17 protein-coding genes are annotated in these 18613 nt (G+C 36.0%); 11 read left to right on the top strand and 6 right to left on the bottom strand.

Annotated elements, in window-relative coordinates:
* Positions 1–11 precede the first annotated feature (11 nt).
* The 4 genes from era (at position 12) to glyS (ending at position 5002) form a co-directional block, all read left to right on the top strand.
* A complete protein-coding gene (era, locus tag C7K42_RS03610) occupies positions 12–911 on the top strand; it encodes a GTPase Era (RefSeq protein WP_094243465.1) in 900 nt (299 codons plus the stop codon).
* Between the two features lie 28 nt (positions 912–939).
* The gene (recO, locus tag C7K42_RS03605; protein WP_014125059.1) at positions 940–1707 is read left to right on the top strand and encodes a DNA repair protein RecO; all 768 of its coding nucleotides are present in this window, start codon (positions 940–942) and stop codon (positions 1705–1707) included.
* Between the two features lie 310 nt (positions 1708–2017).
* The gene (glyQ, locus tag C7K42_RS03600; protein ID WP_014125058.1) at positions 2018–2932 is read left to right on the top strand and encodes a glycine--tRNA ligase subunit alpha; all 915 of its coding nucleotides are present in this window, start codon (positions 2018–2020) and stop codon (positions 2930–2932) included.
* Complete coding sequence (gene glyS, locus C7K42_RS03595; protein WP_103099928.1) at positions 2933–5002, top strand: glycine--tRNA ligase subunit beta; 2070 nt, start codon at positions 2933–2935, stop codon at positions 5000–5002.
* Between the two features lie 57 nt (positions 5003–5059).
* Here the strand turns inward: glyS and C7K42_RS03590 are convergent, their stop codons facing one another.
* The 3 genes from C7K42_RS03590 to C7K42_RS03580 all read right to left on the bottom strand — a co-directional run bounded on the left by C7K42_RS03590 (position 5060) and on the right by C7K42_RS03580 (position 7391).
* On the bottom strand, positions 5060–6007 hold the full coding sequence (locus tag C7K42_RS03590) for an AEC family transporter (protein WP_069029018.1): 948 nt from the start codon (positions 6005–6007) through the stop codon (positions 5060–5062).
* Between the two features lie 65 nt (positions 6008–6072).
* Entirely contained in the window at positions 6073–7011 is a 939-nt protein-coding gene (yidC, locus tag C7K42_RS03585) for a membrane protein insertase YidC (RefSeq protein WP_061840848.1), read from the bottom strand.
* A 107-nt stretch (positions 7012–7118) separates the two neighbouring features.
* Positions 7119–7391, bottom strand: coding sequence for an acylphosphatase (locus tag C7K42_RS03580; protein ID WP_014125054.1), 273 nt, complete (start codon positions 7389–7391; stop codon positions 7119–7121).
* Between the two features lie 96 nt (positions 7392–7487).
* Here C7K42_RS03580 and C7K42_RS03575 point away from each other — a divergent pair, with 96 nt between their 5' ends.
* Entirely contained in the window at positions 7488–8246 is a 759-nt protein-coding gene (locus C7K42_RS03575; RefSeq protein ID WP_061840847.1) for a TrmH family RNA methyltransferase, read from the top strand.
* Positions 8247–8369: 123 nt separating this feature from the next.
* On the top strand, positions 8370–8873 hold the full coding sequence (locus C7K42_RS03570; RefSeq protein WP_014125052.1) for an HD domain-containing protein: 504 nt from the start codon (positions 8370–8372) through the stop codon (positions 8871–8873).
* 378 nt (positions 8874–9251) lie between these two features.
* On the opposite strand, the gene C7K42_RS03565 is transcribed toward C7K42_RS03570, so the two are convergent.
* On the bottom strand, positions 9252–10454 hold the full coding sequence (locus C7K42_RS03565; RefSeq protein WP_014125051.1) for a YdcF family protein: 1203 nt from the start codon (positions 10452–10454) through the stop codon (positions 9252–9254).
* Positions 10455–10571: 117 nt separating this feature from the next.
* Between C7K42_RS03565 and C7K42_RS03560 the strand changes: the two genes are divergently transcribed.
* On the top strand, positions 10572–11054 hold the full coding sequence (locus C7K42_RS03560) for a GyrI-like domain-containing protein (protein ID WP_103099927.1): 483 nt from the start codon (positions 10572–10574) through the stop codon (positions 11052–11054).
* Between the two features lie 93 nt (positions 11055–11147).
* Here the strand turns inward: C7K42_RS03560 and C7K42_RS03555 are convergent, their stop codons facing one another.
* Entirely contained in the window at positions 11148–12440 is a 1293-nt protein-coding gene (locus C7K42_RS03555) for a serine hydrolase (RefSeq protein WP_014125049.1), read from the bottom strand.
* Positions 12441–12533: 93 nt separating this feature from the next.
* Positions 12534–12674 carry a hypothetical protein gene (locus tag C7K42_RS12845; RefSeq protein ID WP_155982960.1) on the bottom strand — a complete coding sequence of 47 codons (141 nt, stop codon included), beginning with the start codon at positions 12672–12674 and terminating at the stop codon, positions 12534–12536.
* Between the two features lie 132 nt (positions 12675–12806).
* Here C7K42_RS12845 and sfsA point away from each other — a divergent pair, with 132 nt between their 5' ends.
* The 4 genes from sfsA to C7K42_RS03535 are packed head-to-tail and all read left to right on the top strand — an operon-like array spanning position 12807 to position 18537.
* Complete coding sequence (gene sfsA, locus C7K42_RS03550) at positions 12807–13538, top strand: DNA/RNA nuclease SfsA (RefSeq protein ID WP_061840843.1); 732 nt, start codon at positions 12807–12809, stop codon at positions 13536–13538.
* A gap of 22 nt (positions 13539–13560) precedes the next feature.
* Positions 13561–14568 (top strand): Gfo/Idh/MocA family protein, encoded by a 1008-nt coding sequence (locus tag C7K42_RS03545; RefSeq protein ID WP_014125047.1) that lies wholly within the window; start codon positions 13561–13563, stop codon positions 14566–14568.
* Positions 14569–14577: 9 nt separating this feature from the next.
* On the top strand, positions 14578–15810 hold the full coding sequence (locus C7K42_RS03540; protein WP_103092078.1) for a DEAD/DEAH box helicase: 1233 nt from the start codon (positions 14578–14580) through the stop codon (positions 15808–15810).
* A gap of 18 nt (positions 15811–15828) precedes the next feature.
* The gene (locus C7K42_RS03535) at positions 15829–18537 is read left to right on the top strand and encodes a sigma-54-dependent transcriptional regulator (RefSeq protein ID WP_124175395.1); all 2709 of its coding nucleotides are present in this window, start codon (positions 15829–15831) and stop codon (positions 18535–18537) included.
* Positions 18538–18613: the final 76 nt, after the last annotated feature.

Here is an 18613-nt window from a genome sequence, read left to right as displayed (position 1 = left end):
GAAGACAAGAAATGACAGAACATAAATCTGGTTTTGTGGCGATTATCGGCCGTCCCAATGTAGGAAAATCGACTTTATTAAATCGAATTGTAGGCCAAAAAATCGCGATTATGAGCGATAAAGCTCAAACAACACGTAATAAAATTCAAGGGGTTTATACGACTGAAAACATGCAGATTGTTTTTATTGATACCCCAGGAATCCATAAACCCAAACATCGGCTTGGCGATTATATGGTAAATGAGGCTTATGGCGCTTTACAAGAAGTTGAAGCCGTACTATTTATGGTCAATGCGGACGAAAAGCGCGGAAAAGGTGATAATTTAATCATTGAACGACTACAAAAACTTGATGTTCCAGTATTTTTGGTCGTTAATAAAATTGATAAAATCCATCCGGACGATTTATTAGCAGTGATTCAAGATTATGCTACGCAGATGGATTTTGCTGAAGTTGTTCCGCTTTCGGCAACACAAGGAAATAACTTTGAAACCTTGATGCAGTTACTGGAGGAACAAATCCCTGAAGGGCCGCAGTATTTTCCTAAAGATCAAATTACTGATCATCCAGAATATTTTATCGTCTCTGAATTAGTAAGAGAAAAAGTTCTCCTTTTCACACAAGAGGAGATTCCTCACTCCGTAGCGGTCGTGGTTGATTCGATGAAACGAGACGAAAATGATAAGATTCGTATTCAGGCAACAATTAACGTTGAGCGTGATAGCCAAAAAGGAATTATTATCGGAAAAGGTGGAAAAATGCTTAAACAAATCGGCATTAGGGCGCGTCAAGACATGGAAAAAATGCTAGGAGACAAAGTTTATCTGGAGCTCTGGGTAAAAGTGCAAAAAGATTGGCGTGATAAACAAAGGACCTTGGATGATTTTGGCTATAAAAAAGAGACATTCTAGCCTTTTGCTTAAAGGAGATGAATGATAAATGAATCAAGCAGAAACCAAAGGAATTATTTTGTTTCGCAAAGATCATAAAGAAAAGGATATGTTGGTTAAAATTTTTACTGAATCAAGCGGCAAGTTGATGTTTTACGTTAAAGGTGCTCATCGTAAAAATAATCCGTTAACACCAGCTATCTTACCTTACACCCAAGCTACCTATATTGGAAAATTCAATAGTGAGGGGTTATCTTTTTTAAATAGCGCAAAGTTTATTCATCCATTTACACATATACAAGAAGATATTTTTGCTGCTGGTTACGCGACTTATATGATGAATTTAGCGGATGCGGCAATTGAAGATAAGGTCTATGACCCTCATCTTTATAGCTTTTTATCGCAAGCTTTAGCGATGCTAGATCAAGGGATTGATGGTGAAATTTTAACCAATATCTTTGAAATTCAAATTTTACAACGATTTGGGGTAGCGATCAATTGGCAAGCGTGCGCGATCTGTGGACAAACTCAAGGAAAATTCGATTTTTCTTCTAAGTATAATGGTATTTTATGCCAAAAGCATTGGGATCGTGATTTAAGACGTTATCATGCTGATCCCAGAGCGATTCATTTTATTCGTCTTTTTTCGCAAATTTCTTATGATAAAATTCATTCAATTGAATTGAAAAAAGAAACAAAGACGCTCATTCGACAAACGATTGATCAATTGTATGAAGAGTATGTGGGTTTGAATTTAAAAAGCAAAAAGTTTATAGATCAAATGCAAAATTGGGGCGATGTTTTAAAACCCAAATAGGGTGGAAACACATATATATAGTTTAGCTACATTTTTTATTTGACAAATGACGCCTTTTGCGACTATTATAGTATTAATAAAATAGTGCGATGAACATTTAAAGGAAAAGAACCATTTCTTTTAGCGAGCTTGGGAAAGTGGGAGCCAGGCAGAAATTCTTTTACCGTAGGCAAGTGGGAGCACAGTAAAAAAGCTGCCGATGATTGAATCGGAAGTAGGGTGGAACCGCGAAATAATCGTCCCTATATCTATGCAAATGCTGTATAGATATAGGGATTTTTTTATTGGCAAAATTGAAAGGAGTCACAAAATGATAAAAAAAATAACATTACAAGAAATGATTTTACGCTTGCAAAAGTTTTGGTCAGATAATGATTGTATGATCATGCAAGCTTATGATACAGAAAAAGGGGCAGGAACGATGAGTCCATATACTTTTTTACGCGCCATTGGCCCAGAACCATGGAACGCTTGTTATGTGGAACCTTCTAGACGTCCGGCAGATGGACGTTATGGTGAAAATCCTAATCGTTTGTATCAACATCATCAATTGCAAGTTGTTATGAAACCTTCTCCAGAAAATATTCAAGAACTCTATTTGCAAAGTCTGGAATTATTAGGGATCGATCCTTTAGAACATGATATTCGTTTTGTTGAGGATAACTGGGAAAACCCGTCGATGGGTTGTGCTGGCCTTGGTTGGGAAGTGTGGCTAGATGGCATGGAAATTACACAATTTACCTATTTCCAACAAGTAGGTGGCCTAGCTTGTTATCCAGTGACCTCTGAGTTAACTTACGGTTTGGAGCGTTTGGCTTCTTATATTCAAGAAGTTGATAATGTTTTTGATCTAGAATGGACAAATGGTATTAAATATGGAGAAATCTTTAAACAACCTGAATATGAACATTCACGTTACTCTTTTGACTTGAGCGATCAAGAGATGTTATTAGACAATTTCGATAAATTTGAAAAAGAGGCAAAACGTTGTATTGCAGATAGCTTAGTGCATCCGGCTTATGATTATATCTTAAAATGTAGCCATAATTTTAATTTACTTGACGCTAGAGGCGCAGTTTCTGTCACTGAACGAGCAGGTTATTTAGCTCGTATTCGTAATATGGCAAGACAAGTAGCTAAATTATTTGTTGAAGAACGTAAAAAACTTGGTTATCCATTATTGGATCGTAAAGAAGCTGAGAAGTTACTGAAGGAGGAAGACTAAATGACGGAAAATTTACTAGTTGAGATTGGTTTAGAAGAGATGCCAGCACATGTAGTGGATCCTAGCATCTTACAATTTGAAGAAAAAACGAAACAATTCTTACAAGAAAATCACTTGGACTTTGCTGCAGTAAACTCTTTTTCAACCCCTAGACGTTTAGCTATACAAGTGATTGATTTGGCAGAAAAACAAGCTGATACGAAAGAAGAAGTCAAAGGTCCAGCCAGAAAAATTGCACTGGATGAAAATGGGGACTGGAGTAAAGCTGCCCAAGGCTTTGTTCGAGGACAAGGAATGTCAACGGACGATATTTATTTTAAAGAAGTCAAAGATACAGAATATGTCTATGTCACCAAGCATACGGTAGGAAAAAACGCACTAGAGATATTGCCTGCATTAAAAGGGGTTATTACTAGTTTAACTTTTCCGGTGACCATGCATTGGAACAAATTCGAATTTGAATATATTCGTCCGATTCGTTGGTTGGTCGCACTACTAGGTGAACGGGTCGTCCCTTTTGATATCTTAGATGTTTCAACAGGGCGCATTACTTACGGACATCGTTTTTTGGGTGGCGCTAGTTCATTAGAAAATGCTGATATGTATGAAGAAAAATTACAAGAACAATTTGTTATCGCCAATCGTTTTAAACGACAAGCAATGATTAGTCAGCAAATTCAAGAGATCGCAAGTAAACATCAATGGCAAATTGACGTTGATGAGGACCTACTAGAAGAAGTAAATAACTTGGTTGAATATCCAACAGCATTTGTAGGAGACTTCGCGGAAAAATATTTACGACTGCCCGATGAAGTACTGATTACTTCTATGAAAGAACATCAACGTTATTTTGATGTAAAATCGCAGGATGGAAAATTATTGCCTCACTTCATTTCAGTTAGAAATGGGAACCAAAATAAAATTGACAATGTGGTAAAAGGCAATGAAAAAGTTTTAGTTGCGCGTTTGGAAGATGCGGAATTCTTTTATAATGAAGATCAAAAATTATCTATTAAAGAATGCGTAGAAAAGCTGAAAAATGTCACTTTCCATGAAAAAATCGGTTCAATGTATGAAAAAATGCAGCGGGTTCAATTAGCTGCTAAAGTTATCGGTAAACATATCAACTTATCAGATACAGAATTGGCTGACTTACAGCGAGCAGCCCAAATTTATAAATTTGACCTGGTTACCAATATGGTGGACGAATTTCCTGAATTACAAGGAATTATGGGAGAAAAATATGCTTTATTAAAAGGGGAAAAACCTGCTGTAGCACAAGCGATTCGCGAGCATTACATGCCAATTGCAAGCGAAGGAGAATTGCCATCTTCTAATATTGGAGCGGTATTAGCGATTGCTGATAAATTGGATAGTCTATTTTCTTTCTTTGCTGCTGGGTTAAAACCAAAGAGCTCCAGCGATCCTTATGCTTTAAGACGACAAACTTATGGTATTGTACGAATTTTAGCTGCAAAACATTGGTCCTTTCCTTTTACAGTTTTACAGCAAAAGATTGAAGAAATGGTTAATCAAAATGAAGAACTTTATGGCATACATTTAGAAGACTCAGCATCTGAAGTGGGAAATTTCTTACGAGGAAGATTGCGTCAATTCCTATCTGCACAAAATTTTCGTTATGATGTCATTGATGCCGTAATTGATGCAAAACAAGAAGATATCCATCAATTGATTGAAGCAGCGAATACTTTGAAAAAACACTTAAATGACGAAGATTTCAAGTCTTCTATTGAAGCTTTGACTCGTGTGATGAATTTAGGACAAAAAGATCAAAGTGAAAACGAAATCGATCCTACTTTGTTTGAAAATGAAGCTGAGCAGAACTTATACCAAGCAGTTAAAACTGTTGAAGAACAGTTTGTGTATCAAACTGTTGAAGAAAATTATCATGCTTTAACACAATTACGTCCATTGATTGAAGATTATTTTGATCAAACGATGGTAATGACAGACAATGAAAAAGTACGTAATAACCGTTTAGCACAATTAAGGAAAATCACGCAAATGGCGATTGCTGTAGCTAGTTTGAATGATTTAGTAACAAAATAAATTAAAAAAGAGGATCGCGCCGACTAGGTAAAACTGTTTGGCGCGATCCTCTTTTTGTTAAACCATATAAATTAATTTCAATAAAAATGGAATATAAAGTAAGTATAATAAGACTGAATAACCAAGGCTTGAAGCTGCAAACTCTTCATCCGCATGGTAACTGCGGGCTAATATCGGTATCGAATTTTGTACAGGCATAGCAGCTTGGATCATAAATACTTGCAACATCAAAGTAGGAACGGTGATCCATTGTCCTAATAACCAGACGATCAAAGGCGAAAAGATATAACGTCCTAAAAGTACGCCGATGATATCTTTATTTAGCTTGAGGTTTTTGATGCCATGAAAGTAAACGATAATCCCTATAGCAAACATGGAAAGCGGCGTGGTTAAATTGGCTAAATAAGTACCAAAATCGGCAACAAATTCTGGAACCTTGAAATTTAACAACATCCAAACTAATCCGATCAAAAAACCTAATAAAGCAGGAGAAAAAACTTTCTTTAGTGCAACCAGTGGATGGAAAGTCACAGTTGCTTCTTTGATATTTGGCGCGTCGTGAGCAATAAGATAAACGCCTAATGTCCAAAAAATCGTCGTATTTACAATATAATATAATAAAACATAAGGAACAGCTTTTTCGCCGAAAATTGCTAAGTTTATCGGTAAACCAATAAAAATGGTATTTGAACATGTAAAAATGGTAGCAAAAGTACCTTCACGACTTTTACTAACATGAGCGAGTCGGCGATAAATCAAACTAACTACTAGTGTAAGAAGCATGGAAAGAACGGGGATGATCATCCCTTTAAAAAGTGATAAAAACTCTTCCTTAGAAAAACTAGACGTTATCGTCAAAAACATATTAAAAGGTAGCGCTAAGTTTAATACTAACTTGGAAAATATATCGGCTGTGTCGTTTGCAAACCATTGTTTATAAGATAAAACATAGCCAATAAACATCAATAAAAAAATAACTAATATATTCAAATAAGCTTCTAACAATGATTAACCTCCTAAAAAAAGCGAAAGAGGAAGAACGTCTTCCCATTTCGCTTTAATTACATCTATCATTTATGATGTTGCTGCTGTTTGCCAGCATTCCTATTTCTATTTTTATTCGCGTTGGTTGACTTATTCGTCGTTTTTTGTTTTTCTTGGCTTGTAGGTGTTACATCTTTTTTCTCTGTGACAACTGTTTTTGGTGGATTTTCTTCCATATCTTTAGCGATTTGCTTTTTAATACGTGGTTTCATCAATACATTTGTAATAAAGGTTTGAATACAACCAATAAAACCACCGATGACCCAATATAGCGTAACACCAGCAGGGGAAGAAAGTGATACAAATACAATCATCATAGGTGAAACGATCATCATACTGCGCATTTGTTTTTTCTGTTCAGCAGGGATACCGATCATTGAAATAAATGATTGGGCTACATAAGCTAACCCAGCGATCGCAACTAACAGTAAACTACGTTCTCCTAGGTTCAAGCCAAAAAAGCTAGAGGATTCAATGCCCGGAGTATAACGAGTAGTAAAAAATAAAGCTGAGAAGATTGGCATTTGAATCAATAAAGGAAGACAACCAATACCGCCAAACATACTAACATTATTTTCTTTATAGACCTCTTGCATTTCCTTTTGGGCTTGCATCTGTTCTTCTTGTGTCGTAGCCTTTTTCATATTTGCCTGTGCCACATCGATTTGCGGTTTTAAATACTGCATTTTTTCTGACTGAAACATTGACTTACGTGACTGGTGGATCATCAAAGGCATTAGGATACAACGTATAATAACGGTTAAAACAATGATCGCCCAACCGAAACCTAAGCCCCAATTGTCAGCCATATAGGTCAAAAAGCTACCTAAGGGATTAACTAAAAAACGGTAAATAAGACCATTCGGGTCAGGCGAACCATCATCCAAGCGTTTGACACAACCGCTTAGTGTGATCATTATCCCGATAAGGCCAGGGGCAAGCAGCCATTTTTTAAATTTACTCATGTGATTTTTCCTTTACTTTCCTTAATTTTGCACAAACTTAACTATACTAAAAAATATTCTTTTTTTCAATGTGCAATAACAAATTAAAGAGGAAAGAAAAGGAAAATTTAATTTGCTATAAACTTTTTACGTTCTTTGATTGAAGGATCATCTTCTACTTGGACATTCGATACACTGCCTGCTGGAGAAGGGGATTCTTTTACTCTTTGGATAAACTGTTCGATTGCGCTATCTTCGCCACAAGCTTCCATGGATACTGAGCCATCCATTTCGTTTCTTACAACGCCCGTAACGCCTAGTTCATCAGCGACCATTTTAGTAGAAAATCGAAAACCCACACCTTGTACACGGCCTTCAACTTGAATTCGAACTTTTCTCATGATACATTCCTCCTCTTTTGATTCTATCATAGCGTTTTTTTTAGGAATGGACAAGTAAAGCAAATTTTTGTGTTATAATATTTTTGAGGTGAAATCGTGAAAGAGATTCAAGCGGCAAAAAATAACAAAATAAAAGAATTAAAAAAACTTCAGCAAAGAAAATATCGAAATCAATCGGAAACTTATTTATTAGAAGGTTATCATCTAGTTGAAGAAGCGGTAAAGGCTGGTGTTGAAATTAAAGAAGTCTACCTTGATGAGCGCGGCTTAAAATTATGGCAAGATTGGGTTAAGCAACACGAGCTTGATTATTATCTACTTTCCAATGAAGCGATGAATGCTTTATCTGAACTTCCTACACCGCAAGGAATGATTGCCTTAGTTAAAAAAGAAGAAAATACTCCGGCTGATTTTTCTGGAAAGTGGCTCCTTTTAGACAATGTCCAAGATCCAGGAAATGTTGGTACAATTGTGCGTACGGCAGATGCTGCCGGTTTTGATGGTATTTTTCTAGGAAAAGGGACAGCTGATAGGTATAGCGGAAAAGTTTTACGTAGTATGCAAGGTAGTCAATTTCATTTACCTATTTTTAGTGGGGCTTTAGAAGAGGTCATTCCTGTATTCAAAAAGCATGCTAGTAAAGTTTATGGGACAGCTCTGGATCCCTTGGTTTTATCCTATACACAAGTAAAACAAGAATCATCTTTTGCACTTATTTTGGGCAATGAAGGCCAGGGTGTTGCTGAAGAAATTCTACAAATGACTGACCAGAATTTATATATTCCTATATATGGTAAGGCTGAATCCCTTAATGTAGGTGTTGCAGCGGGAATTTTGATGTATTCATTTGTTTAATAGGTTAAGGAATTTTTAAAATTAAGCGTTTTTTTTGGCAAGTTACTTAGTTTGTGAATAAAGATGTGTTACATTAGTAAGTGTAGATATATAAAAGTCCAGAAAAGGTGGCAATCAATTTATATGAAAATAGCTTGGCAAGAAGATCCGGAATATGTATCATATGTAGAAGATTTGCTTGAAACACAAGAAGTTCAAAAATTAGGAGAGTTTGTGCAACACAGACATTCAACTCGTTTAGAACATTCCATTAGCGTTTCTTACAATAGTTATAAATTAGCAAAAAGATTTAATGGTGACGCTAAAGCTTGTGCTCGTGCTGGATTGCTACATGACTTGTTTTATTATGACTGGCGTACAACCAAGTTTGATGAAGGAACGCATGCTTATGTACATCCACGCATCGCTTGTAAAAACGCTGAAAAATTAACTGAATTAAATGATATGGAAAAAGATATCATTGTTAAGCATATGTTTGGCGCAACTATCGCCCCTCCACGTTATAAAGAAAGCTATATCGTGACAATGGTTGATAAATATTGCGCTGTACAAGAAGCAAGTCTTCCAATGAGTGAACGGATCAAACACCGTTGGAACACTACATTTAAGAAAAAACAATCAGTATAGGAAAAAACTTGGGTTTTAAAATAAACCCAAGTTTTTTTCGTTTTATTGGGGGCAACTCTAACCAACTTGTCACCAATATAGAAAAGATTGGAGGCAATTCTGCAAACTTGCTCCCAATAATTCGCGGATTGGAGGGACATCGAGAAAGTTACCACCAATAATTCGCGGATTGGAGGGACATTGAGAAAGTTACCACCAATAACTCGCAGATTGGAGGGACATCGAAAAAGTTGCCACCAATAACTCGTGGATTGGAGGGACATCGAGGAAGTTGCCCCCAATAACTCGCAGATTGGAGGGATATCGAGGAAGTTGCCACCAATAATTTGCAGATTGGAGGCAACTTCACCAAAGTAAGCTCCAATAGTAAAGTATAAATTACGAAAAAAGTTGCGTTATAATAGATAGCAATAATAAAGCTGAAGCAAGTAAGCTAACTATAGTAAAATGTAATTTTCGTTTCATGGCAATGATCGCAATAAATTCACGTAAAAAAGCATTCGGAAGATAATAGAATGCTGTTTTTGCGCCGAGACCTTCTGCTTTTAGATGAGCCATCCTTGCAAAGATCCCCGCACGAAAAATATGGTAATTATTGGAGGAAAAGATGACTTTAGGCGCTTGTATGTCTGCGCGATCGATAATTTCTTTAGAATATTGCATATTTTCCAGTGTTGTTGTCGAATTTGTTTCAATTAAAATATCATCTTCTGGAATACCTTGTTGTAAGGCATAATCTTTCATTGCTATAGCTTCAGCGGTTTTTTCATCGGGACCTTGTCCGCCAGACATAATGAATTTAACCAAGTGGCGTGTGTATTTGCGCTGTTGGTAATAAAAATCAATGGCTTTATGAATACGATTTGCCAGTAAAGGAGAAACCTTTGTTCCTTGAATTAGCCCTGCCCCTAAAACGATAATAAAATCCTGATCATAACTTGGTTGATTAAACTGATATAAAAGTGAAGCACTAAGAAAATTCAAAAAGGCAAAAACAAAGTAAAAGAACATCATAGGTAAAATAGACAATAAGATAGATGCCCAGTCTGGTAACATTTTAGCGATGAATGAATCATAGATCAGCCATATTGTCATTACGACCGCTAAAATCAAGGTTAATAGATTTGCCAATGAGTGTGATTCACGTTTGATGACTACCAAAGCATTCCAGTAAAATAAAATCATCAGTCCGACAAAACCAAATAAACCAACAAGCACAACGAATACTCCTACTAAAAATATAAGGGCAAAAACGATCACATCTTGTGTAATTAAAAAATTATAAAGTAAATAAATGCCAAAGCTAGCTATAAATAAATTCAACAGGAAACCGTTGAGTACTCGTGCTTTTTCGCGATGGTACATCCAAGAAAAAAGAACAAAAAATAAGGCAGGAATGGTAAAAAAATAACTTTTATCCTGTATTTCTGTAATTCCTAAGTAAATAAATAAATAAAAAAAGGACCAGTAGATAAATTTAAAAAAAAGATTGGAACTATTGCTTTTTTTATGTTGTTTTACAAGGATAAATGCGAGCAGTAAATAAGGCAATATAAACCAGGGGACATACCAAAAATTCATAAATTTCACTCCTTATAGCCATAGTATAGCAAATTTTTTAACGATATACCTTTAATATTCGCTCAATTCTCAAAAATTCGTTACAATAAAGAGAAGAAAAAAGAAGGAGATGATTATTTGGAACTTGGAGAAGTTATCCAAACAGCAAAACCAGCTTTTGTTGTGGTCGGCAAGGAAGGACAAGGACCAGCAGAAGACGGAACAAATTGGGTATCTGAACTTTGGAAAGCAGTATACCAAGATTTAGATGAATTAGATACATTTATCGATAAGGAAGCTGAAGAAGCCGATTTATGGGGCTTAATGTCAGATAGCAAAAATTGGCTCGAACCTTGGCAAGAACAAGGTAAATATCTAGCTGGTATTGAATTGCCTGCAGATATTCAAGTACCTGAAGGTTGGCAATACTGGGAAATGCCAGCAATGGAATATCTAGTTGTCAAAACTGACGCGCCTAATCTTGAACTTATGACACAAAAAATGTTTGAAGAAATTTTACCTGGCGAAGATTACCAACTAGTAGGTGCTATTCAAGAACATTATCTACCAGAATTTGCAGCAGGAGAAGTTGAACTGTATTTTCCCGTTAAATTTTTATAAACATGAAAAGGGCAGCGCTTGATAAAAGCTTCTGTCCTTTTTTATTCATAAAAAAATGAACGACCTCTAGTAATAGGCCGCTCAATTCAATGATTAATTATTAAAAAAGTTTTTGATATTTCGCCAAGTTGTGGTAAAAATATTGGCTTTTTCTGTTCCTTCAGTTGTGATAATAGCACTGTTGGAGCTTTTTTTAGCTTCTTCATTATTCAAATAACCTAAATCGTCATCTTCAACCTGAGCTTGCACATTACCAATATCAGTTCCTGCTTTTACCGGCGCCTGTACTTCGTTGTTGTTTAGAGAACTTTGATAGGAAACATCCTCAGTTGTTTTATCGCTAGGCAACCATAGTTTGATCTCATCTTGTACGGCTACTGGCAGTGTTTGTTTCTTTCCTTGAGGAACATCAACTGAAGCTAAATCAGGAATTCGATCATTATCAGTCAATAATGTTTCTTGTTTCCAATGGTCAAATGTATAGTCCATTAGCTTGCTGGTTTCATCAAAACGAGCAGATTCATTTTCGATATCATCATGATCTATTGCATTTAAAACCACAGTAATGATTCGTTGTCCATCCTTTTCGATTGTTCCTACAAAACAAGCACCAGCTAGATCGGTTGTCCCCGTCTTTAATCCATCTACGCCGTCTTTTTCCGCCAGTAAGCCTGGCAGCATTTTATTGAAATTTTCCATATCAAAAGGAGTAGAAGTTCCCTGACCAAATTCTTTTTCAGGGATTTTACTAACCTCTAAAATATCCGGAAAATCTTGTAATAAATTTCGAGCAACAGTGGCTAAATCTCGTGCTGATAACTCATTTTCATCTTTCTTGCTAGTTCCCGGGTAAATATTGTCACCTAAAAACTCATTGGAAAGCCCTGTACTATTAACGATTTTAGCATCAATAATACCCCAATCTTCGACTTGTTGACGCATTTGTTCAACAAATTTTTCTTCTGAGCCAGCTACTTTTTCTGCTAAAGCAATCGTAGCGGCATTGGCTGACTCAATAACAGCAGCTTCAAATAAGTCCTGTACTGTATAATGCTCATCCTGGCTCAAAGGAACATTAGAAAGTTCGAGGTTTTCACTTAATTCAGCTACATCGTCTGAAATTGCTACTTCATCGTCCCAAGAAAGCTCGCCATTTTGAATTGCATCTTCTACCAGATATAAGCTAATCAATTTTGTGGTAGAAGCGATTCCCATAGCTTTGTCACTATTTTGTTCATAAAAAATCTTACCCGTGTCAGCATCGACTGAAATTGCTGCTTTGGCTCGAATATCTAAATCTTCGGCCGCAACATTGGCAGTAAAAATTGATGAAAAAAGTAAAAAAATAATTCCCATAACAAAGGGAATAAAAAGTTTCTTATTCATGAATGAATCTCCTTTAGTTTAATCAAAATGAATTCTACCAAAAGTTAAGGGAAGATTCAATTAAAAAAAGAGCTTAAAGTATTTACTTTAAGCTCACAAATCATGTTCATTGTGTCTAACGGGTGCTTTTTCTAAAGCTTCTTCTTGTAGTAATTGATAGCTAAGAAAGGCAAAAGCAGTTAAAATTCCACTGAGTCCGGCAACAGATAGTAAAGATAAAATAGTTGCTAACATATCGATCCCCTTCTTTCTTTTTCTTTCTAAATTCATTATAACAAATTTTTATTAAATATTAGATGATTTTGCTTAGAAATTTTTACGTAGAAAGTTTGAAGATATGGTAAACTTTTACTAGCAGGTGATGAAATGAAATATGAATATATTCAACTCGCTTATTTTTTGGAACGGAAAAATCGTTTTGTTGCGAGCTGTCGTTTAAAAGAATCAAATGAAATTGTTGATGTGCATGTAAAAAATACAGGACGTGGCAAGGAAGTATTGTTGCCTGAAGCAGTGGTTGCTTTAAATTTTTTGCCAAGTACAAAAAGAAAGACGGCTTATGATTTAATAGCAGTAAAAAAGCAAGATCACTGGTATAATATAGATAGTAGTGCACCCAACGAAGTAGTATTTAGTGCTTTGCTCAATCAGACCATTGTTTTACCAGGTTTAAATGGAAATATTAACTTAGTTAAAAGAGAAGTAAAATATGGACAGTCCCGTATTGATTTTTATTTTGAAACAGATAAAAAAGAAAAAGGACTGATTGAAGTAAAAGGGATGACACTAGAAAATAAACGTGTCGGCGCATTTCCTGATGCACCAACTGCACGTGGCTTAAAGCATGTTCGCGAATTAATACATGCACAGGAAAAAGGTGAGCATTGTTATGTTGTTTTTATTGCACAGTTTGCTAATATTGATGTGGCAACCATACATGAAAAGATGCAACCAGAGTTAAAAGATACTGCAGATACAGCTGTAAAAAAAGGCGTACAATTTCTTTGCTACGCTTGTCATGTAAATGCTACACAGCTTGAAATCACTAAAGAAGTGCCATTTGATTTAGAAGCTAGTTTTTGTGACCCACTTGAATAAAATAAAGAAAGAAGGAATGACGATGATTCATTTAGGAATTATAGGCACCAACTGGATTACTCACCAATTTGTACAAGCGGCTCTTGCAACTGGAGAATATGAGTTGACTGCTGTTTATTCTAGAACTTTAGAAAAAGCTCAGGAATTCGGAAAAGAGTATGCGGGTACTAGAGAATACAAAGATGACTTGACAGACTTTTTTGCCTTAGAAGAAATGGACACCATCTATATCGCTTCTCCTAATAGTTTGCACTTTGTACAAGCGCAACAAGCAATTGCAGCAGGTAAAAATATTATTGTAGAAAAACCCGCTTTTTCAAACCCTAAAGAAATGGCGACAATTATTAAACAAGCCAATGAAAATCAGGTGTTCTTTTTTGAAGCAGCTCGGAATATACACGAAGAAAGTTTCAAAAAGATGAAAGAATTCTTGCCTACGCCTAATCACATTATCGGGGCTAATTTTAGCTATATGAAATATTCTTCTCGTTACGACTTAGTATTAGAAGGAAAAGAACCTAATATTTTCTCACCACATTTTTCGGCTGGTTCGTTAGCGGATTTAGGCGTTTATCTAGTTTATGCGGCATTAGGCTGGTTTGGCATGCCTAAGGAAGTTCATCATTTTGCCCGAAAAATTCAAACAGGAGTCGATGGTCTGGGTATGATCATTTTACGTTATGAGAACTTTGATGTGTGCTTGCAACATGGTAAAATCGGAGAAGCCCATTTAGCTTCCGAGATTTATTTTGACGATGGTACGCTTTGGTTAGATGCAGTAAATTCGATCAATCAAGCACGTCTATATAAGCATACAGATGATGGTGCGCCACTTGAGATCGAAGTTTCTGCTAAAGAAAATCCGATGATAGAAGAGGCAAGAGATTTTGCTGAAATTATACAAAATCCTGATAATGAGGCTTATGGAGAAAGATACGAAGAGTGGGTAGAATTGGCGCGCAATGTAAATCAAATATTATACGAATTAAGAAAACAAGCAGGTGTCGTTTTCGATGCCGATCAAGAATAGAGGAAAAATATGGAAGAGCAGTTTCTACCAGAAATTTGGCAAGAAAGAATAAAAAAAGAAGGCTTTGAACAAACAAGTTTGATACAAGAAAAAGTCTTTTCTGCTTTGTATCAAGGAAAAAGTCTTGTGGGTGTCGCTCCTACCGGTACCGGCAAGACCTTGGCTTATCTCTGGCCGACACTATTAAAATTGCAGCCTAAACATGGCAATCAACTGCTTATTGTGACTCCCTCACAAGAATTAGGCGTTCAGGTCGCAGATGTTGCAAGACCTTGGGCTTTGGATTTGAACTTACAAGTACAAAGCCTTATTGGCGGTGCCAATAAAAAAAGACAAATAGAAAAATTGAAAAAAAAGCCGGAAGTATTAATTGGAACACCCGGTCGTTTAGTTGAATTAATAAAAGAAAAAAAATTAAAAGCAGCAAACATTCAAACGGTTATTTTGGATGAAGCAGATCAATTATTGCAAAAAGAAGCAGTGGGCTTTATGCAAACAGTGATTAAAAGCATATCCAATACTAGCCAATATGCCTTTTTTTCTGCGACTGCTACTAAAGCTTTACCTGCGATTAAGCAGTTATTTCAGCAAGAATTTCCAGTTATTGATGTAAGTAAAGAAGATAAAAGCCATCAACAAGTTGCTCACTATTATTTAGTTTTTCCTACAAGAAGAAAAGTGGACGCTTTGAGAAGTTTGGGACATCTAACTGATTTTCAAGGGTTGATCTTTTTTAACGAAGTGCAGGATTTAGGAAGCGCCGAAGAAAAATTACGATATCATAAATTGCCGGTAGCAAGTCTAGCTTCTGATAAATCCAAGCTGTCGCGTAAAGATGCACTAGAAAAATTCCGAAAACAGCAATTAACGGAATTATTGAGTACAGATGTTGCTTCTAGAGGTCTGGATATCGCCGATTTATATTATGTCGTGAATGCTGAAGTTCCGAGTTCTAAAGAAAGTTATTTGCACCGTGCAGGACGTATTGGACGAATGGGTAAAACAGGGGCTGTCATTACTATCGTACAAGAAGATAGTTTGCCACAGTTGAAAAAAATCACTAAAAGTTTAGAACTGTCCTTACAAGAGATCTACTTATATGAAGGGCAGTTAACAACAGAAAAACCTAAAGCTCAACCTATAAAGAAAAAGAAAACAGCTAAGAGTCAAGCGAATAAGTCCAAGAAAAGTAAGAAAAAAACCACTAAAAAAAGTCAAAAGACTTCTTCTAATAAAGGTTAGAAATACAGGAGGAGTTGTATGAACCCTAGAAAACAAGAAATTTTACAATTTGTAGAAAAACATGCTGACGGACTGACAGCTAAGCAGATCGCTGATAGCTTGCAAATCGATCGTAGCAATGTAAGTCGTTATTTAAACGAGCTGGCAAAAAATAAAAGTATTCAAAAATCAACCGGACGACCTGTGGTTTATTATCCTCTTACAACCAACTTAACAGAAGTTGAATCTATAAAAATGGATTTTGAACGATTAGTTGGTGCCGACGCTTCTTTAAAAGTTAGTATCCAACAAGCCAAGGCAGCGATGTTGTATCCACCTAGTGGACTTCATATGATTATTTTTGGTCAGACAGGCACCGGAAAAACCATGTTTGCTGAATGTATGTATCAATTTGCGGTACAAGCTAAAGCTTTAGCACAAGATGCCCCCTTTATATCTTTTAATTGCGCGGATTACGCGCAAAATCCACAGCTATTGTTTGGTCACATTTTTGGTGTGAAAAAAGGGGCCTATACTGGTGCTGATGCGAATACAAAAGGGCTTCTAGCCGAGGCTGACGGTGGTATTTTATTTTTAGATGAAATTCATCGTTTGCCGCCAGAAGGCCAAGAAATGTTATTTAGTTTCATCGATAAGGGGCAATACCGTCCTTTAGGTGAAAGCAGCCGAGCATATGAAGCTTCCGTGCAGATTATAGGCGCAACAACTGAGTCTTCAGACGCTTTTTTAGGTACTTTCAATCGTAGAATTCCAATGTCGATTACCTTACCTGATTTAGCCCAACGTTCTTTAGATGAACGTTATGAAATTATCACTCTTTTTATTAAGCAAGAGGCCAGCCGTTTAAATCGAGCGATTAAAGTGGAAAAAGATGCGATTGTAGCTTTTATGTTATACGATGCACCTGCCAATATCGGACAGATTAAGCGAGACGTAAAAATAGTGTGTGCCAAATCATTTTTGCATTATCGTACACATGAGCAAGATGAACTGATTATTCGTAAAAAAGACTGTCCCCTACAAGTTCAAAAAGGGATGCTTAAAATAAAAGAAAGAGCAGAACGTCTTGATCATTTTCTTGAGGGAAAAGGCGATTATTTGATCTTTGAAGCTCAAGATAAAGAAGTCAGCAGCGCACAAGATAGTGATAGCAATATGGAAGTGTATCAAGAAATTGAAGAAAAACTTGCTTCTTTAAATCAGCTAGGTGTAGATAATACAGATTTGGAAAAGGTGGTTTCAAAAGATGTAGAGGCTTATTTTGCCAATTATGTAAAAGAATTAACCCAAACTTCGACACAAAGAGGGATGATAGCTTCTAATATTTGGAATTTGACTAATCAGTTATATGATATCGCAGAAAAGAAACTAGAGCGTAGCTACAATGAAAAAGCACGCTTTGCTTTTGCGCTGCATCTACAACTTACTTTGGATCGTATTCACAAAAAAGAGGTAATCGTTCATCCAGATTTAAATCGCGTAAGAAAAAATTTGAAGTCTGAGTTTCAACTAGCGTTAGACCTATCTACAACTATCGAAGAAGAATTACAAGTTGAAATTCCTTTTGATGAAATCGGTTTTATCAGTATGTTTCTTTCTATCCAATTAGGAGAACATGAACAGTTACCCCAAAACAACGTGGGGGTTATTGTGCTGATGCATGGAAATTCTACGGCTTCAAGTATTTTATCTGCTGCCCAAGAGTTATTAGGTACAACAAGTGGGGTAGCGATGGATATGCCCTTAGACACAGTGGTCAACCAAATGTATCAAAAATTATTAAATGATGTGATAGATAACAAATCGCAGTTTTCTAATGGCTTGCTATTGTTGACTGATATGGGCTCGTTGAATTCGTTTGCCACTTTACTATATGAAGAAACTGGCATTCGCACAAAAGCTGTTTCTATGACCAGTACAATGATTGTCATTGAAGCATTACGGATGTCAGAAGCAGGAAGAAGCTTAGAAGACATCTATCAAAATATTCAAAGCTCTTTTGAAACGATTGTACGTGAGCAATTCCAAGATGAACACGGGGATAAAGATAATAAAAAAGCGATTGTGGTCACTTGTTTTACAGGTGAAGGTGTAGCTGCCAAATTATATGAACGTATCGCGGCAATTGTTGATCAAGCAAAAGTGGAAATTATACAAATGCAGTTTATTGAAAAAGAAACTTTTAAAAAACATATTGATGGACTGCTAGAGGAGTATGAAATAAAAGCCATTGCGGGGACTGTTGAAGTTGAATACCAAAATATTCCTTTCTTTTCCGCTTATGATGTTTTTGACGATCAAAAACTAAAAGTATTAAAAAGTATCGTTAAAGATGAAATTGCAGCGGATACGATTGTTAACTCACTTGACGGGACAATTACACACGTAGGGTCTTTAGCAGTTTTGGTAGAAACGCTAAAGTCACTTGTTCAGCAAGTACAAACACAATTGCACATTATTTTAGAACCTAGTGTAGAAGCAGGTTTAGTCATTCATTTAGCATTTTTAATAGAAGCATTACGGACTGCTGGGATACAAAGACAATTTCCTGATTTAGCTGTTTTTCAAAAGAAATATCGTCTAGAAACTGATATTTTAAAAACTTCTTTTATTTCAATAGAGAAAAATTATGATATTCAAATTCCAGATGATGAGATTGCGTATTTAACTGAAGCTTTTATTAAAAACCAAATCGATACGCCTTTTAAACTTTACACACAAATTTAGTGTGTAAAGTTTTGCTTTAGTGTGTAACGCTTACCTATATAGTCAAAAAGTTGACTTGTGAGGAAATAGCGTTCGT

The sequence above is a fragment of the Tetragenococcus halophilus subsp. halophilus DSM 20339 genome (assembly GCF_003841405.1).
GTDB lineage: Bacteria > Bacillota > Bacilli > Lactobacillales > Enterococcaceae > Tetragenococcus > Tetragenococcus halophilus.
Note: the sequence above shows the minus strand (reverse complement) of the source record. Positions and strands in the feature narration are given on the sequence as shown.

Coding starts and splice junctions, on each gene's coding strand:
- era (WP_094243465.1), top strand. CDS start 12: ATGACAGAACATAAATCTGGTTTTGTGGCGATTATCGGCCGTCCCAAT.
- recO (WP_014125059.1), top strand. CDS start 940: ATGAATCAAGCAGAAACCAAAGGAATTATTTTGTTTCGCAAAGATCAT.
- glyQ (WP_014125058.1), top strand. CDS start 2,018: ATGATAAAAAAAATAACATTACAAGAAATGATTTTACGCTTGCAAAAG.
- glyS (WP_103099928.1), top strand. CDS start 2,933: ATGACGGAAAATTTACTAGTTGAGATTGGTTTAGAAGAGATGCCAGCA.
- yidC (WP_061840848.1), bottom strand. CDS start 7,011: ATGAGTAAATTTAAAAAATGGCTGCTTGCCCCTGGCCTTATCGGGATA.
- C7K42_RS03580 (WP_014125054.1), bottom strand. CDS start 7,391: ATGAGAAAAGTTCGAATTCAAGTTGAAGGCCGTGTACAAGGTGTGGGT.
- C7K42_RS03570 (WP_014125052.1), top strand. CDS start 8,370: ATGAAAATAGCTTGGCAAGAAGATCCGGAATATGTATCATATGTAGAA.
- C7K42_RS03565 (WP_014125051.1), bottom strand. CDS start 10,454: ATGAATTTTTGGTATGTCCCCTGGTTTATATTGCCTTATTTACTGCTC.
- C7K42_RS03555 (WP_014125049.1), bottom strand. CDS start 12,440: ATGAATAAGAAACTTTTTATTCCCTTTGTTATGGGAATTATTTTTTTA.
- C7K42_RS12845 (WP_155982960.1), bottom strand. CDS start 12,674: ATGTTAGCAACTATTTTATCTTTACTATCTGTTGCCGGACTCAGTGGA.
- sfsA (WP_061840843.1), top strand. CDS start 12,807: ATGAAATATGAATATATTCAACTCGCTTATTTTTTGGAACGGAAAAAT.
- C7K42_RS03545 (WP_014125047.1), top strand. CDS start 13,561: ATGATTCATTTAGGAATTATAGGCACCAACTGGATTACTCACCAATTT.
- C7K42_RS03540 (WP_103092078.1), top strand. CDS start 14,578: ATGGAAGAGCAGTTTCTACCAGAAATTTGGCAAGAAAGAATAAAAAAA.
- C7K42_RS03535 (WP_124175395.1), top strand. CDS start 15,829: ATGAACCCTAGAAAACAAGAAATTTTACAATTTGTAGAAAAACATGCT.